At 70.4% G+C, this 15,207-nt stretch carries 17 protein-coding genes and 2 tRNA genes; 12 read left to right on the forward strand and 7 right to left on the reverse strand.

Annotation, left to right across the window (positions count from 1 at the left end; all coding sequences use genetic code 11):
* Nucleotides 1-121 precede the first annotated feature (121 nt).
* Nucleotides 122-1,099, reverse strand: a complete 978-nt coding sequence (locus JWP28_RS05595; protein WP_299540900.1) for a complex I NDUFA9 subunit family protein — start codon at nt 1,097-1,099, stop codon at nt 122-124.
* A 135-nt stretch (nt 1,100-1,234) separates the two neighbouring features.
* Between JWP28_RS05595 and JWP28_RS05600 the strand changes: the two genes are divergently transcribed.
* From JWP28_RS05600 to lptB, 5 genes are all read left to right on the forward strand, one after another.
* Nucleotides 1,235-1,321: transfer RNA gene (locus JWP28_RS05600), tRNA-Leu, on the forward strand.
* Nucleotides 1,322-1,452: 131 nt separating this feature from the next.
* Nucleotides 1,453-2,070 carry a ribonuclease D gene (locus JWP28_RS05605; protein ID WP_299540923.1) on the forward strand — a complete coding sequence of 206 codons (618 nt, stop codon included), beginning with the start codon at nt 1,453-1,455 and terminating at the stop codon, nt 2,068-2,070.
* Between the two features lie 104 nt (nt 2,071-2,174).
* Nucleotides 2,175-2,708, forward strand: coding sequence for an LPS export ABC transporter periplasmic protein LptC (lptC, locus tag JWP28_RS05610; RefSeq protein WP_299540901.1), 534 nt, complete (start codon nt 2,175-2,177; stop codon nt 2,706-2,708).
* A 14-nt stretch (nt 2,709-2,722) separates the two neighbouring features.
* A complete protein-coding gene (locus tag JWP28_RS05615; RefSeq protein ID WP_299540902.1) occupies nt 2,723-3,325 on the forward strand; it encodes an LptA/OstA family protein in 603 nt (200 codons plus the stop codon).
* Between the two features lie 46 nt (nt 3,326-3,371).
* Nucleotides 3,372-4,109: an LPS export ABC transporter ATP-binding protein gene (gene lptB / locus JWP28_RS05620; protein WP_299540926.1), complete on the forward strand. Its 738-nt coding sequence runs from the start codon at nt 3,372-3,374 to the stop codon at nt 4,107-4,109.
* Here lptB and JWP28_RS05625 read toward each other — a convergent pair.
* On the reverse strand, nt 4,085-4,825 hold the full coding sequence (locus JWP28_RS05625; protein ID WP_299540903.1) for a YafY family protein: 741 nt from the start codon (nt 4,823-4,825) through the stop codon (nt 4,085-4,087). The genes lptB and JWP28_RS05625 overlap by 25 nt on opposite strands.
* 165 nt (nt 4,826-4,990) lie before the next feature.
* Here JWP28_RS05625 and rpoN point away from each other — a divergent pair, with 165 nt between their 5' ends.
* The 3 genes from rpoN (at nt 4,991) to JWP28_RS05640 (ending at nt 7,751) form a co-directional block, all read left to right on the forward strand.
* Nucleotides 4,991-6,496, forward strand: a complete 1,506-nt coding sequence (gene rpoN / locus JWP28_RS05630; RefSeq protein WP_299540905.1) for an RNA polymerase factor sigma-54 — start codon at nt 4,991-4,993, stop codon at nt 6,494-6,496.
* 68 nt (nt 6,497-6,564) lie between these two features.
* The gene (gene raiA / locus JWP28_RS05635; protein WP_299540906.1) at nt 6,565-7,194 is read left to right on the forward strand and encodes a ribosome-associated translation inhibitor RaiA; all 630 of its coding nucleotides are present in this window, start codon (nt 6,565-6,567) and stop codon (nt 7,192-7,194) included.
* Nucleotides 7,195-7,268: 74 nt separating this feature from the next.
* Nucleotides 7,269-7,751 (forward strand): PTS sugar transporter subunit IIA, encoded by a 483-nt coding sequence (locus JWP28_RS05640; protein ID WP_299540907.1) that lies wholly within the window; start codon nt 7,269-7,271, stop codon nt 7,749-7,751.
* Nucleotides 7,752-7,910: 159 nt separating this feature from the next.
* Here the strand turns inward: JWP28_RS05640 and JWP28_RS05645 are convergent, their stop codons facing one another.
* The 3 genes from JWP28_RS05645 to JWP28_RS05655 all read right to left on the reverse strand — a co-directional run bounded on the left by JWP28_RS05645 (nt 7,911) and on the right by JWP28_RS05655 (nt 9,356).
* Nucleotides 7,911-8,168 (reverse strand): DUF1150 domain-containing protein, encoded by a 258-nt coding sequence (locus JWP28_RS05645; protein WP_299540909.1) that lies wholly within the window; start codon nt 8,166-8,168, stop codon nt 7,911-7,913.
* 110 nt (nt 8,169-8,278) lie between these two features.
* Nucleotides 8,279-8,701: an Hsp20 family protein gene (locus tag JWP28_RS05650; protein ID WP_299540928.1), complete on the reverse strand. Its 423-nt coding sequence runs from the start codon at nt 8,699-8,701 to the stop codon at nt 8,279-8,281.
* A 121-nt stretch (nt 8,702-8,822) separates the two neighbouring features.
* Nucleotides 8,823-9,356: a hypothetical protein gene (locus JWP28_RS05655; RefSeq protein ID WP_299540911.1), complete on the reverse strand. Its 534-nt coding sequence runs from the start codon at nt 9,354-9,356 to the stop codon at nt 8,823-8,825.
* Nucleotides 9,357-9,595: 239 nt separating this feature from the next.
* Here JWP28_RS05655 and JWP28_RS05660 point away from each other — a divergent pair, with 239 nt between their 5' ends.
* From JWP28_RS05660 to JWP28_RS05670, 3 genes are all read left to right on the forward strand, one after another.
* The gene (locus tag JWP28_RS05660) at nt 9,596-10,720 is read left to right on the forward strand and encodes a hypothetical protein (RefSeq protein WP_299540912.1); all 1,125 of its coding nucleotides are present in this window, start codon (nt 9,596-9,598) and stop codon (nt 10,718-10,720) included.
* A gap of 92 nt (nt 10,721-10,812) precedes the next feature.
* Nucleotides 10,813-11,301 (forward strand): heme-binding protein, encoded by a 489-nt coding sequence (locus tag JWP28_RS05665; RefSeq protein ID WP_299540915.1) that lies wholly within the window; start codon nt 10,813-10,815, stop codon nt 11,299-11,301.
* A 358-nt stretch (nt 11,302-11,659) separates the two neighbouring features.
* Nucleotides 11,660-12,694, forward strand: a complete 1,035-nt coding sequence (locus JWP28_RS05670) for an alpha/beta hydrolase (RefSeq protein ID WP_299540918.1) — start codon at nt 11,660-11,662, stop codon at nt 12,692-12,694.
* A 493-nt stretch (nt 12,695-13,187) separates the two neighbouring features.
* Here JWP28_RS05670 and JWP28_RS05675 read toward each other — a convergent pair.
* Together JWP28_RS05675 and JWP28_RS05680 are read right to left on the reverse strand one after the other, a co-directional pair.
* A tRNA-Ala gene (locus tag JWP28_RS05675) sits at nt 13,188-13,263 on the reverse strand.
* Between the two features lie 113 nt (nt 13,264-13,376).
* Entirely contained in the window at nt 13,377-13,841 is a 465-nt protein-coding gene (locus JWP28_RS05680; RefSeq protein ID WP_299540920.1) for a TIGR02300 family protein, read from the reverse strand.
* Between the two features lie 177 nt (nt 13,842-14,018).
* Here JWP28_RS05680 and aroA point away from each other — a divergent pair.
* On the forward strand, nt 14,019-15,207 hold a 1,189-nt coding region (aroA, locus tag JWP28_RS05685; RefSeq protein WP_299540931.1), incomplete at its 3' end, for a 3-phosphoshikimate 1-carboxyvinyltransferase.

A 15,207-nucleotide genomic window follows, 5' to 3' on the forward strand; every position in this document is an offset into this window, starting at 1 on the left:
CGAAGCCTCGGACGGGTGGGGGTGTGAGGGACAAGCTAAGAGGCAGCACCTGAACGCGACACCCCCACCCCGCTCGCCGTTGGCGAGTCGACCCTCCCCACGAGGGGGAGGGAGGGCGCCCTCAGACCCCTACGCCCGCCAGTTCGCGGTCTTCCTGGTCGGCGTACTGGCCGCCCTTGCGGTAGCGGTAGAGATAGCTCGGCAGCACCGCCTCCAGCGTGGTGGGCGTGATCCCCAGGTCGGCCAGGCCCGGATAGGCGCCGCCGACGACGTTGTCGGCCTTGAGCAGCTCCACCTGGTCGGAGGTTACCGGCGGCTCGATCAGCACGCCCGCCAGATCGCCCGCCGCACCGATCAGGCGCGCGAGCGGCCAGGGGATCGGCGCCAGGAACCGGCGCTTGTCGATCTCGGCCAGCATCAGCTCCATAAGCTGGCGGAAGGTGAACACCGCCGGCCCGCCCAGCTCGTAGGTCTGACCGGCCGCCTCGGGAAGTGCGACCATCCGCGCCAGCGCCTTGCCGACGTCGCCCACGAACACCGGCTGGAAGCGGGTGTGGCCGCCGCCGATCAGCGGCAGGACCGGGCTGATCTGCGCCATGGCCGCAAAGCGGTTGAAGAAGTCGTCTTCCGGCCCGAACACGATCGAAGGGCGCACCACCACGGCGTCCGGATAGATCTCGCGCACCGCGGCCTCGCCCTCGGCCTTGGTGCGCGCGTATTTCGACTCCGAATGCAGGTCCGCGCCCAGCGCCGACATCTGCACGACCCGGCCGACCCGCTCGGCCCTGGCGGCGGCCGCGACGTTGCGCGCGCCCCCCACGTGGATCGCCTGGAAATCCTGCCGGCCGGTCTCGCGCAGCACGCCTGCCAGGTTCACGGCGGCCGTCGCGCCCGACAGCGCCCGGCGCAGGGAGGGCTCGTTGCGGACGTTGGCCTGGACGATGTCGATCTGGCCCACGTCGCCGTGCAGCCGCATGGCGTAGGCCGCCGCGGGATTGCGCACCGCGACCCGGATCCGCCAGCCGGCCTTGGCGAGCTGGCGCACGGCCTGGGCGCCGACGAAACCGGATCCGCCGAAAACGGTGACGAGGTTCTGCATGCGCCTGCGGATAGACGATGCCGCCCGCCGCTGCAATCCGCCGCGCCCCCGACGGCGCCCGGCTTCTTTGGGGAGCCGTTGACCCGGGAGGGGCGGAGCTTTAAGGAAGCCGGCTCGCGCGATCCGACGGATCGGGCCCAGGTGGCGGAATTGGTAGACGCGCTGGCTTCAGGTGCCAGTGGCTTAACGGCCGTGAAGGTTCGAGTCCTTTCCTGGGCACCATCCGCGTGCGGGTGGCGCTGACCCTTTCCTGGGCGCCGGCCGTTGGCGAGCGGACGCCAGTACCTACTTAGGCTTCATCCGACCCTCTATAGTGTGGGTTGGATCGAGTCCGGCGGAGCAGCGTGAAAAAGGTGACTACCTTCCTGCATGAGGGCGACCTGCCCGCCGATGCGCTGGCGTCCGCCTCCGCCGTCGCCATCGATTCGGAGACCATGGGCCTGCGCCTGGGGCGCGACCCGCTGTGCGTCGTGCAGCTGTCGGACGGCCAGGGTGACGCCCATGTGGTGCAGCTCGGCCGGCCGGCCTATGACGCCCCCAACCTCAAGCGCCTGCTCACCGACCCGGCGGTGACCAAGCTCTTCCATTTCGGACGCTTTGATATCGCCATGTTCTGGCTGCATCTCGGCGTGGTCACCGCCCCGGTCTACTGCACCAAGATCGCTTCACGGCTCGCGCGGACCTATACGGACCGGCACGGGCTGAAGGACCTGACCAAGGAATTGCTCGGCATCGATCTCTCCAAGACCCAGCAGAGCTCCGACTGGGGCGCCGCCAAGCTCAGTGACGAACAGGTCGCCTATGCGGCCTCCGACGTCCTTCACCTGCACGCGCTCCGCGCCCGGCTCGATGACATGCTGGCGCGCGAGGGACGCGACGGCCTGGCCAGGGCCTGTTTCGAATTCCTGCCGCATCGCGCCCTGCTGGACGTCGCCGGCTGGGAAGACGACGACATCTTCGCCCATTCCTAGCGGCGGTGGCGGCGGTGTCGGTCTCGGATATTTCCCTCATGCCGCCGCCGGCCCGCCGCGCGTCGATTCAGCGCTGGCGCCGGCGCTCGCGGGCGATTCGGGCCTTGCGCATCCTGCTGCCTGGCCTGATCGGCCTGATCCTGGCCGGGCTCGCCGCGACGGTGGCCTACAAAAGCTTCACGGCCCAGGCGGCGCCGACGGCCTCGTCCAACGACCCGATCCGGCTGGTGAACCCGCGCTTCGTCGGGCGCGACGACCGGGGCCGGCCGTTCGTGCTGATCGCCGCCTCCGCCACCCGCGACCCGCAGGACGATCTGAAGGTCTATCTCGAAAAGCCCGCCCTGGTGCTCGACGACGAGGGGCCCGACCCGCTCCGGGTCACCGCCGCCAAGGGGGTCTATCACGAGGGGACCCGCAAGCTGGAGGTGAGCGGCGGGGTGCGGCTCGCCGGGGCGCGCGGCGCCTTCGACACCGCCGAGTCGCTGTTCGACACCAAGACCGGAGAACTGGTCGGTTCAGGCCCCATTCAGGGCGCCGGGTCGCTTGGAGAAATTCAAGCGAAGTCCTATGGCGTTTACGACAAGGGCGCGCGCATGGTCTTCAGCGGCGGCGTTCATACGCGCCTGCAACCGAAATGAGGCTGAGCCTTCCGATGAAAAGCCTGATCGCGATGGCGGCCCTGGCGGCGGCGACCTTGGCCGCCCAGCCCGCCGCGGCCCAGCTGGCGAAGAACTCCAAGGGGCCGATCGACATCACCGCCGATCAGCTGGAGACCCACAACACCGACTGCGTCTCGGTCTGGACGGGATCGGCTGAGGCCCTGCAGGACACCTCGCGGCTGCGCGCCGATGTCCTGACCGCGCGCATGGAGCCCAGGAAGGGCAAGCCGGGCGCGGCGACCGCCGGCGGGGCCGGGGCCGGGGCCGGCAGTTGCGGGGACCTGATGAGCATCAACGCCAAGGGCTCCGTCTACTACGTGTCCGCCGACGGGCGGCGCGTGCACGGGGACGAGGGCCTCTACGACGCGGCCAATACGACCCTCACCATCACCGGCGACGTGGTGGCGGTCGACGGCCAGAACGTCATGCGCGGCGCCCGGATGGTCTACAACACCCAGACCGGCGAAGGCCGCGTCGAGGGTGCGGCAAAGGGACCCGGCGCCAAGAATCGTCCGCGCGGCGTCTTCTATCCCAAGGACTCCGCCTCGCAGGGCGACCAGTCCCAGAGCGACAAGTCGAAGAAGGCCGCCAAGTGATCGGCGGCCGGCGCAGGTGAACCTCGTGAAGCCGGAACGCTTCGATATCCGTCCGGGCCTCGCCGGCGAAGGCCTGGTGGTGGACAACATCGGCAAGTCGTTCCGCGGCCGGCCGGTGGTGAAGGGCGTTTCCCTGCGCCTGGGCCGCGGCGAAGTCGCGGGATTGCTGGGCCCCAACGGCGCCGGCAAGACCACCTGCTTCTACATGATCACCGGCCTGATCCCGGCCGACTACGGCGCCATCTACCTCGACGGCGAGAACATCACCGCCCAGCCGATGTACCAGCGCGCCCGCATGGGCGTCGGCTACCTGCCGCAGGAGACTTCGATCTTCCGCGGCATGACCGTGGGCGAGAACGTCATGGCGGTGGTGGAGCTGCGCGAGCGCGACAACAAGCGGGCGCGCGCCGTGGTCACCGAACTGCTGGAAGAACTGCACATCGAGCATCTGAGGAACGCGCCGGCGATCTCGCTGTCGGGCGGCGAGCGGCGGCGGGTGGAGATCGCCCGCGCGCTGGCGTCCGAGCCGTCCTTCATGTTGCTGGACGAGCCCTTCGCCGGCATCGACCCGCTGGCCATCGCCGACATCCGCGAGGTGATCGCCTATCTGAAGCGGCGCGGCATCGGCATCCTGATCACCGACCACAACGTCCGCGAGACGCTCGACATCATCGACCGGGCCTCGATCATCCACGCCGGCGAGGTGCTGTTCGAGGGCCGGCCCGACGAGATCGTCGACGATCCCGAGGTGCGGCGCGTCTACCTGGGCGACACCTTCGCCTGATCGGCCGCCGCTTCGCGCGGGCGCATCTCGGCCATCTTCTCGTTCATCAGCTTGCGCCAGCGGGCGCGCAGCACCGCCGGCCGCTCGGGATAACGGTCCTCCAGGAATTCCGCGGCGGTCACCCGGTCGGTGCGGAAGCTGCGGAAGTCGGTGCGCAGCTCGCACCAGGCGATCATCAGCCGCACCGTCTCGTGGTAGCCGACGGCGAAGGGCCAGACGGTGCGCTCGCTCAGCCGGTCCTGCTCGTCGCGGTAGCTGAGCGCGATCTTGTGGCCCGCGCGGATGGCGTGGCGCACCTGCGCCATGTCGAGCCCGTCGGGCGCGACGTTCCAGCGCGGCGCGGCCCGGGTGGCGGGCTCCAGGGCGAAGGGGCGCAGCCGCTCCGGCACCGCGGCCCCGATCTTGGCGATCAGGTCGAGGGCGGCGCGCGCCAGGGCGGGGTCGCCGCGTCCCGCGACCCACTGGGCCCCCAGGACCGCGGCCTCGATCTCGTCCGGGGTCAGCATCAGCGGCGGCAGGTCGAAGCCGCCGTCCAGCACGTAGCCCACGCCCGCCTCGCCGCGGATCGGCACGCGTTGGGCCATCAGGTCGGCGATGTCGCGGTAGATGGTGCGCTTGGAGGTTTCCAGCTCGGCGGCCATGGCGTCGGCGGTCACCGGCCGGCGGCCGCGCCGCAGCACCTGGATGATCTGGAACAGCCGGTCTGCGCGTCTCATGGGCTCATCCTGCCAAATTGCTGACAGCGTGGCCACCCGCCTCTCGCCCCGCGAAGCCGAGAGGGAGAGGAGGGTTGACGGCCGCCGCATTAACTAATCGGTGGCGTTCGCACGGCTAAGGTCCCCAGCAAGAAACAGGCCAACGGGCCAGGAAAGGGGACAGCTTTGGCGCTCAGCGCGCGACTCGAGATTCGGCAGGGCCAGGGTCTGGTCATCACGCCGCAGCTGCAGCAGGCGATCAAGCTGCTGCAGTTGTCGAACCTCGAGCTCGAGGCCTTCGTTGACGCCGAGCTGGAGCGCAATCCGCTGCTGCAGCGCGACGAGCGCGACGCCGAACCCGACGCCGAGGCGCCGGTCGAGGCGGCCGGCGACGTCTCCACCGACCGCATGGACGACGCCGGCGCGCGCGCCGAACTGGACACCGCCCACGACGAGGCCTCCCCCGGCGAACGGGTCACGGGCGACGCCGAGCACGACATGGGCGCGGCTGACGCCGGCGCGTCCGTCGACTGGTCGAAGGCCAGCCGCGGCGGCGGGTCCTTCGACGGCGATCCCGAGGGCCTGGAAGGCGTGCTGACGCGCGACAAGACCCTCAACGAACACCTGCACGACCAGCTGTCCGCGTCCGGCCTGAAGGGCGCGGAAGCCGCCGCCGCCAGCGTGCTGATCGACGCCGTCGACGAAGGCGGCTACCTGCGCGCCGAGCTTGCCGAACTGGCCGACCGGCTGGGCTGCGGCGAGGACCTGCTGGAGCGGGTGCTGGCCGTTCTGCAGGGCTTCGAGCCGGTGGGCGTCTGCGCCCGCGACCTGCAGGAGTGCCTGACGATCCAGCTGAAGGACCGCAACCGGTTCGATCCGGCCATGGCCAGCCTGCTGGAAAACCTGCCCCTGCTCGCGCGGCGCGACATGGCCGCGTTGAAGCGCGCCTGCGCCGTCGACGACGAGGACATCAAGGAAATGGTGGCCGAGCTGCGGGCGCTGACGCCCAGGCCCGGCGCGGCCTTCGGCGGCGAGCCGGTGCAGGCCGTCGTGCCGGACGTCTATGTGCGCGAGGGCCTGGGCGGCCTCTGGCACGTGGAGCTCAACTCGGAGACCCTGCCGCGCCTGCTGGTCGATCAGCGCTACCACGCGCGCGTCAGCGCCTCGGCGCGCACCGACCAGGAGAAGACCTTCGTTTCCGATTGCGCGGCCCAGGCCAGCTGGCTGGTGAAGAGCCTCGACCAGCGGGCCAAGACCATCCTCAAGGTCTCCTCGGAGATCGTCCGCCAGCAGGACGCCTTCCTGGCCTATGGCGTCGAACACCTGCGGCCGCTGAACCTGAAAACCGTCGCCGACGCCATCGGCATGCACGAATCCACCGTCAGCCGGGTGACCTCCAACAAGTACCTGGCGACCCCGCGCGGCGTGCTTGAGATGAAGTTCTTCTTCACCTCGGCGATCCAGGCGACCGAGGGCGGAGAGGCCCACTCGGCCGAGAGCGTGCGGCACAAGATCCGCCAGCTGATCGACGCCGAGGCCAGCGAGCGCGACGTCCATTCCGACGATGCGATCGTGGATATCCTCAAGGAAGCCGGCGTCGACATCGCCCGGCGGACCGTCGCCAAGTACCGCGAGGCCATGCGCATCCCGTCCTCCGTGGAGCGCCGCCGGCGGCTGAAGGAAACCGCCTGACGCGGCGCCTCCGCCGTTCACTCTCAGTTTGGTTGACACCTTCCGGCGGCCGGCGCGTTGATCTCGTCATGCAAGTCCAAGTCACCGGCAAACACGTCGACGTCGGCGAGGCACTGCGTATGCGGGTCTCCGACGAACTCTCCTCCAGCATCGGCAAGTACTTCGACCGCGGCGGCGGCGTCGCCGAGGTGGTGATCAGCCGAGACGGCCATTCGTTCAGGGTGGATTGCGACGTCACCCTGGCGTCTGGCCAGCAGCTCATCACCCACGGCCTCGGCGGCGATGCGCACGTGGCCTTCGATGCGGCGAGCGCCAAGATGGAAAAACGCATCCGGCGCTACAAGAACCGGCTGAAGGACCACCATCCCCAGGCGATGGCCCGCCAGGCGGAGACCGCGGCCTACTACGTGCTGCAGGCGCCGGCCGACGAGGAGGGCGAGGACATCTTCGACGGCGACGCCGCGAGCTTCCCCGAGCCCATGGTCATCGCGGAGACCGAGACGCCGATCACCGTCATGACCGTTTCGATGGCGGTTATGGAGCTCGACCTGACCGAATCTCAAACAATCGTGTTCAGGAACGCCGCGCATGGCGGATTGTCCGTGGTATATCGCCGGCCCGACGGCAACATCGGCTGGATTGACCCCGAGCGCACGAAGGCAAATGGGACCGGATCGCACGGAACCGCAGAGGCCTAGATTCGCTTCGATCAACCGTCCAAAAGGCGGACCGTCAGGGGGACGGGTCCCGGTGAGCGCGAGCTACTTGAACCATGCAGATTGGTGACCTTCTCGATCGCAACGCGATCGCCCTGCGCGTGAGCGCCGCCAACAAGCGCCAGGCCCTGGCCGTCATCGCCGAGATCGCGGCCCGCAACTTCGGGCTCGACGCAGGCGATGTGCTGGACGCGCTGACCGACCGCGAGCAGGCCGGCTCAACCGGCGTCGGCCACGGCGTCGCCGCGCCCCACGCGCGGCTGGAGGGCCTCACGCGGCTGCGCGGCGTCTTCGTGCGCCTGGATCATGCGGTGGAGTTCGACTCGGTGGACGACCAGCCGGTCGACCTGATCTTCGCCATCTTCGCGCCGAAGGAATCGGCCGGGGTGGAGCACCTGCGGGCGCTGGCCCGGGTTTCCCGGATCCTGCGCCAGTCGAACCTGCGCCAGCAGCTGCGCCAGGCCCGCACGGCGGACGCAATCCACGCCCTGCTCGTGCAGGACCCGGTGGTCCAAGCCAGCCACTCCTCGGCGGCCTGATTCTTTTCCCCCCTCATGGGGAGGGTGGATCGCGCCGCCAGGCACGAGACGGGTGGGGAAATATGGGCCAGAGCTGTGAGGTTCCCGCTTGAACGCGACGTCCCCACCCTGGCCGCTACGCGGCCTGTCCCTCCCCATAAAGGGGAGGGAAAAGCGCGCTTAGTGCACGGAAACGGGCGCCAGTTCGTGCGCCAGGGCCGCGGCGACCGCGGAGTCCCGATCGGTCAGCACCGCCAGGCGTTCGCCGTCGGCGCGGTGCACCGCGTAGAGGGTCTGGTCGGGGCTCAGCTCGAACCCCTGGATCTGGGCGGAAGGTACATTGGCCAGGATTTCGGCCGCACTCACCGGGCGCACATAGACGAGGTTCGGCGCGCCCAGCGCCGCAAAAGCTTCAGTCGATAGAATAGGCGTCATCATGACCACCTCCGTAAAACTCAACGCCTCGAACGGTCGCCGGTTCAGCCGCCCGTTCGATGCCTGAGACGTCGGACATCCGACCGTCTCTTTTTGAACACTAGGGTCTTTGCTTAAGCTCGGGCGCGGATGGGCACCTTGAGCACCCGTTTTTCAGGCTCGGGCCGGCTAAGATCTATGTGCAGTAGGCCGTGTTCGAGGCTCGCCTCTTCCACGACCATGCCATCGGCCAGGACAAAACTCCGGATGAACCCGCGTGCGGCGATGCCGCGGTGCAGGAAGGCGTCCTCGGGCTGGGCGGCGTTTCCGTCGCGACGGCCCGCGACCGTCAGTTGCCGGTCCTCCACGGTCACCTCGAGTTGGTCGGGCGAGAAGCCCGCCACCGCCAGGGTGATCCGAATCCCGCCGTCGCCGCGATCCTCCACGTTGTAAGGGGGATAGCTCTCAGCGGCCGCTTTGGCGGCGCGCTCGATCAGACTGCGGGTATGCTCGAAGCCCAAAAGGAATGGGCTGTCGAAGAGTACCGACCTGTTCATCCTCAAAGAGTCCTTGTCGAAAGCGACTCTCCGGCTGGGCCGCCCGGCAGCGGCGCGGCTCAACCGGACAGGGATTATCTGGGGATCGGCGCCCGCGTTTTCAATGCGCCGCCGCGCCGGCCTACTTCACCTCGAAGCGGATCGGGAGACCCTCATAATAGCCCTTGCCGTCGGCGGCCACGACCCGCACGGCCGCGGTGTGCGCGCCGCGAGACAGGGCTGCGGCCGGCAGCGTGGTGGTGAAGCCGACGTTCAGCAGGCCGGGCGCCTTGAAGTAGCTGGCGACGTCCTGGCGGCCCCTGCCGTAGGCGGCGCCATAGGCCCTGCCGTCGATCACCACGTCGACCCCCTTGCCCGGCGCCTTGGCCACGGGATCGAAGCCGAACCCGTCGAGCACGATGGGCCGCGCCGCCGGCGTCACCGCCGGCTGGCGGTTCAGCGGATCGGACGCCGCCCCGATGCGGTCCAGGGAAAAGCCGGCGAGCTGCGGCCGCTTCGGCAGCCCCTTGGACAGGCCCCCGGTCGGGGCCACCGCCTCGGCCTTCGCCGCCGGGGCCGCGAAAGGGTCGGGGGGCGGGTCGCGCGGCTTGGCCTCGTCGCAGGCGGCGAGCGCCAGAAAGGCCATCAGCGCGGCGGTCAGGATGCGGCGTGTCACGTGGCGAACCCCAGATGGCCAGACAGCCCCTGCATAGTCCCCAGCCGCGCGCTTCGCCAAGGGTCCGCCCCCAATTCCGCTCATCCCCGCATTCGGCGAACGGCGAAACGCGGACCTTCGGTCGCAGTCCCGGCAAGCGATTAACCTTCCCTCTTTTGCCGCGCGATCCGATACTAGCGCCGCTGGTGAGGTGACGGGCGCCGGCAGGTCGAATTGAGAAGCGCCCAGGACGGCTATCGATGCCGCAAGTCAACCTCTCCGCCCTGAGCGGGCCCGAGCTCCGGCAAATGCTCGACGCCAGTCGCCGACGCGGCGACGCCGCGCTGTCCTACAAGCTCCTGCAGGAGATGGCCGCGCGCAGGCAAACCCCCAAGGCGCGGGGCCCACGCCTGAAACGGCGTGCGGCCGAACAGCGCCTTGTCGCGGTCGAGCTGGGCGAACCGGTGGAGACGGACGACGACGTGCCGCCGATGCCCAACTGGCGCCCGCCGCCGGAGCGCGAGGCGGCCGCGGCCCCCTCCTCAGGTCCTCCGGCCCGCGGACGCCGGCGCAATTCGCCTCCGGCTCGAACCGTGGCTTCGGCGGCGACGGCCCCGGCTGCGGCGGCTGACGTCGACCCCCCGCCGCCACCCGTCGAGCCAAGTCGACCGCTCAGCTTGCAGGACGACGCGGCGGCGACCACGGCCGACCCGGGCCTGCGGTTGCGACCCGTGGAGCCGGAAATCCCCCGCGCACCCCGCCGATCTCGCCTCCCGGTCGTTGCAGGCTTCGCGCTCAGCCTCGCCGTGGGTGTAGGCCTCGGCTGGTGGGGCGGCGGGATCGTCCGCGAAGCGCCGTCGCCGGCCGCCCCCCCGATCCGGACGGCGGCGCTGGCGCCTGCGCCCCTGCCCGCCGCTACGGCCCCGAGCACGGCGGAGCCGGCTCCCGCGTCCGCGCCCGAAATGCCGCCGGACGCCGCCGTCGGACCGCCGTCGCCGTCCAACGCCCAGGAGCTCGCCCGCGACGCGGACGGCAGGGCGCCAGAATCGCCGCCCGCGCCCCCCGCCACAGACGCGGTCGCAGCCGCTGCGCCCGCTCCGGACCGGCCGGCTCCTGTCGTGGCCAACGGCTGCGCCACTGAGCCGACCCCGGCGGATCGCGAGATCTGCGGCGACCCGCAGCTACGGCTGCTGCAGCGCGGGCTGCAGCGGGCCTACGCCGCGGCGCTCGAGGCCCACGAGGATCGCGCCCTGCTGCGCCAGCGCCAGCTGGCCTGGCGCGACGCCCGCAACACCGTCTCCGATCCCGCCCGCCTGGCTCGGCTCTACCAGCAGCGTATCCGCAAGCTGAACGCGGCGACCGCTGAGGCGCGCCAGCAGCGGTAAGCTCGGCGATGCGCTTTCCGGTCCCACGAAAGCTGGTCAGGCTTCAGGTTGTTGACTTGACACCCTCGACGCCTGGCAGAAAGCCTTCCGCCATGTTGCTCAAAGCCTGCGTAGCTGCCCTCGTCGCGGCGGCGCTCGCCGCCCCGGCTCTCGCCGCGGGCGAGCCCGCGACCCGCCCCTCGGCCGCCCTGACCCAAGCCGGCGCGCAGGCGGCGCTGCAGGCCGCCGAGCGCCTCGCCCGACAGGCGAACGACCCGGCCGCCATAGCCGTGGTCGACACGGACGGCCTGCTGATGGCGTTCGTTCGCATGGACGGGGTCCGGCCCGGCAGCGTCGAGCTCGCCATCGGCAAGGCGCGCACCGCCGCCCTGATGCAGCGACCGACCGCGGAGCTCGAAGCCAACGTCGCCACGGGGCGCGTCGGTCTGGCGACCGCAGGGCTCACGGCGCTCGGCGGCGGCGCGCCCCTGAAGATCGGCGCAGAGACTGTCGGCGCCATCGGCGTGGCCGGGCTGAAGAAGGAGGACGACGTGACGAACTCGGCCGCCGTCGCCGCCGCCTTCCCGCCGTCTGCGCATTGACGGCTTGTTGGGAGAGGGCAGGGAGAGGGCGGCGCGGCCTCTCATCCACGCTTCGGCTCAAGCCATCATCCGCGAGCGCGCCCTCAACCCTGGCGCCGACGGTGCGGCGTCCCCGGCCGGTGGCGCAGCCGCACCAGATGGCGCTTCAGTCGCCCCACGCTGCGTTCCCGCTCCCCCGCCGAGCCCGCCGGCGAGCTCTCCGCGAGCATCAGGATCTGATCCTCATACCATTCCGAGCTTCGAAAGCTCCGCCATGTCAGAGCCGCAGGCCTCCGCGCCGCCAACCGTCAGCGGCTGTTCCCTGCCTGCGCGCCGGGCGGCTATGAAGGGCGGTCCGCAGGAAGGGAAGTCCCCGGCGATGTCCGATCAGCACGATCCCATGGAGCGCATCGATCCCGAGCTGCGTACGCCGCTGGAGTCCTACCTGAAGCTGGTCCCCGACACCGCAGCGACGGCGGGTCCGGAGCTGCTGGCGGGAATCCGTGGGTGGGGACGCGCCACCGCCAAGTCGTTCCTCGCCGCGCCCTCGGTGACGGAGCGGCAGGTCCCGGTCCGGGACGGCGCGCCGAACGTGATGGTCTACCTCATCAATTCGGACCCCGATGTCGTCCGCCCGGCGGTTCTGCACATCCACGGGGGCGGCTTCATCGCGGGCTCGGCCTTCGCCAGCGTCGCGGACCTGCAGGTCCAGGCCAAGGCGCTCGACTGCGTCATCGTCACCGTCGAGTACCGGCTCGCCCCGGAAACAGCCTTTCCCGGGGCGTTAGAGGACAACTACGCCGCCCTCCTGTGGCTGCACCGGAACGCGCAGGCGCTGGGCGTCGATCGGGCGCGCATCGCCATCCAGGGCGAGAGCGCCGGCGGCGGGCACGCCGCCATGCTCGCCCTGGCCGCCCGCGACCGGGGCGAAGTCCCGATCTGCTTGCAGGCGCTGACCTATCCGATGGTGGACGACCGCACGGGGTCCGCCCGCCAGCCGCCGGCGCATGTCGGGACCCACATCTGGACCCGGCAGCTGAACGTGCTCGGATGGACGGCGCTGCTGGGCGGCCCGCCCGGCGGGGAGACCGCGCCCGCCGGCGCCGTGCCCGCACGCGCGAGCGACCTCTCGGGCCTGCCGCCGGCCTTCATCGCCGTGGGCGACATCGACCTCTTCGTTGACGAGGACGTGGCGTTTGCCGGCCGCCTCATGGCGGCGAACGTGCCCACCGAACTGCTGGTCATCCCCGGCGCATTCCACGGCTTCTATGTGCTCGCGCCGAACGCCCGGGTCAGCCGCCGCTACCAGCTGGCGCACCTGAACGCGCTCGCCCGCGCCTTCGGTCGGCCCGAACTGCTTGAACCGCCCCAGGCCGCGCCGTGGGGCGCGCCCGCCGAGGCCGCCGCAGGATGAGCGACCCGCGCGCGCCGTTCATCTGGACGCCCCGGCTGCAGTGACAGGTGCTCCTGTGCCTCGATCCTCGTCGCCTCTCCCCCGGCGCAGCCGAGAGGGAGAGGGCAGGGAGAGGGCAGGGAGAGGGCAGGGAGAGGGCGGTGCGGCGGCGAAACGACCTCGACGGCGTGAAAAGGCCCCTCGACCGGCTACCGGTGATCCGGAGCGAAAATCGGCAAATAGGGGGCACATACATGGTCCAGCGATGTCGCTGTCGGGCGACGCTGACAACAAGTAGTGTGTCCCCGGAATTGCCGCTGTCCGCGCCGCGGTCTCCGCCTACAGGCGCTCCGATGCCTAGTTGTTGCGGACGGCACGATCGAAGAAATGGCCGGCGTCTTGTTCGACGAACTCGCTCGATAGCTGCGGACAGCCTAGGCATGGGGCTTCGCCCTGCGAGTTAGGCCCCCACCCCCAAAAGGCGAAGGCCCGCCGGTTTCCCGGCGGGCCTTCATGGTGGAGCTAAGCGGAGTCGAACCGCTGACCTCTTGAATGCCATTCAAGCGCTCTACCAGCTGAGCTATAGCCCCGAGGTCTCGGGTCTTCCTGAAAAGCCGATCTGGCCCCCAGGAAGGCGCGGAACCTATTCAAACACCCTCCTGCGATCAACCCCGGCTTTCGGGGTTTTTCGCCGCGGGCCGGCTTACCGGTCGTCGTCGCCTTCGCCCGGCAGGCCTTCGATCTCGGTTTCGTCGAACTCGTCGTCCTCGTCCTCTTCCAGGAACGGCACGTCGGCGTCGTCCTCGACCTCTTCCTCGTCGGCGAACTCGCCCAGGTCCTCGGAGACGGCGGGGCTCGGCTCGGCGGCGTCCTCGTCGTCTTCCGCGGCCAGCGCGGGGTCGTCGATCACCTCGTCCAGTTCCGGGGTGACGACCTCTTCTTCTTCCTCGTCCTCCTCGGCCTCGGCGGCGACCTGATCGTCGCGCTCTTCCTCGGCCTCGGGCTCGGGAACGGTCGCCCGGGCGCGGACGCGGCGGTTGCGGACGGCCTCGTCAGGATCGAACTCGTTGGCGCACTTGGGGCAGTGCGCCGGGCGTTTGGTGAGGTCGTAGAACTTCGCTTGGCAGTTGGGGCAGACCTGCTTGGAGCCCAGCTCGGGGATGGCCAAAGGCGATGATCCTTAAGAAATATGGGGCGGGTTCGCGAAGCGGGCTCCCTTGCCACGCACGGGAGCGGCTGTCAAAAGCAATCCCCCTCCTGAAACCCGCAGCCTGCGGAGGCTCGTTTCCATCAGATGACGGCGGCTCCGATGACCGCCCCAGCGGCCGGCCAGGCCGCGGTCCAGATGACAGCAAGGCGCGGACGTCCCTTGAAGGGCGTCGTGCGCGCCCCGGGGGACAAATCCATTTCGCACCGCGCGCTCATCCTGGGCGCGCTGGCGCATGGCGTGACCGAGGTCGAAGGCCTGCTCGAGGGCGAGGACGTCAAGCGCACCGCGGCGGCCATGGCGGCCTTCGGCGCCGGCGTCGAGCGGCTGGGGGAGGGGCGTTGGCGGATCGAGGGCCAGGGCGGCTTCCGCGAACCCGACAACGTCATCGATTGCGGCAACGCCGGCACCGGCGTGCGGCTGATCATGGGCGCGGCGGCCGGGTTCGACCTAGCCGCCACCTTCACCGGCGACGCCTCCCTGCGCGGGCGGCCGATGAACCGGGTGCTGAAGCCGCTCGGCGAGATGGGCGCCACCTGGATCTGCCGGGCCGGCGGGCGGCTGCCGCTGACGCTACAGGGCGGAGGCTTGAAGCGCATCGCCTATGTGCTGCCGGAACCCTCGGCGCAGGTGAAGTCCGCCGTCCTGCTGGCGGGACTGCACGCGGCGGGCGGCGCCGAGGTGATCGAGCCCGAGGCCACCCGCGACCACACCGAGCGGATGCTGCGGGCCTTCGGCGCGGCGGTCGAGGTAACCGAGGAGGGCCCAAAGGGGCGCCGCATCGTGCTGCCCGGCGGCCAGTCGCTGACGGGGACCAACGTCCGCGTCCCCGGCGATCCCTCGTCTGCCGCCTTTCCGCTGGTCGCCGCCCTGATCGTCCCCGGCTCCGAAGTTACCGTCCAGGGCATGCTGCTCAACCCCCTGCGCATCGGCCTCCTGGACACCCTGGGCGAGATGGGCGCGGACCTCTCGGTGACCAACGTCCGCGAGGAGGGCGGCGAGACCGTCGCTGACGTCACCGCCCGGCACTCGCAGCTCGTAGGCGTCGAGGTTCCGCCCGGGCGGGCGCCTTCGATGATCGACGAATATCCGATCCTGGCGGTGGCGGCGGCCTTCGCCGAGGGCCCGACGGTCATGCGCGGCATCGGCGAGATGCGGGTCAAGGAGAGCGACCGCATCGCCCTGATGGCCGCGGGCCTTGCCGCCTGCGGCGTCGGCGTCGAGGAGGAGCCCGAGGGCATGACCGTGATGGGCTGCGTGCGCGGCAACCACGCCGTGACCGGCGGCGCGCGGGTCACCACCCACGGGGACCACCGCATCGCCATGT

It is taken from the genome of Phenylobacterium sp., from assembly GCF_028290885.1.
GTDB lineage: Bacteria > Pseudomonadota > Alphaproteobacteria > Caulobacterales > Caulobacteraceae > Phenylobacterium.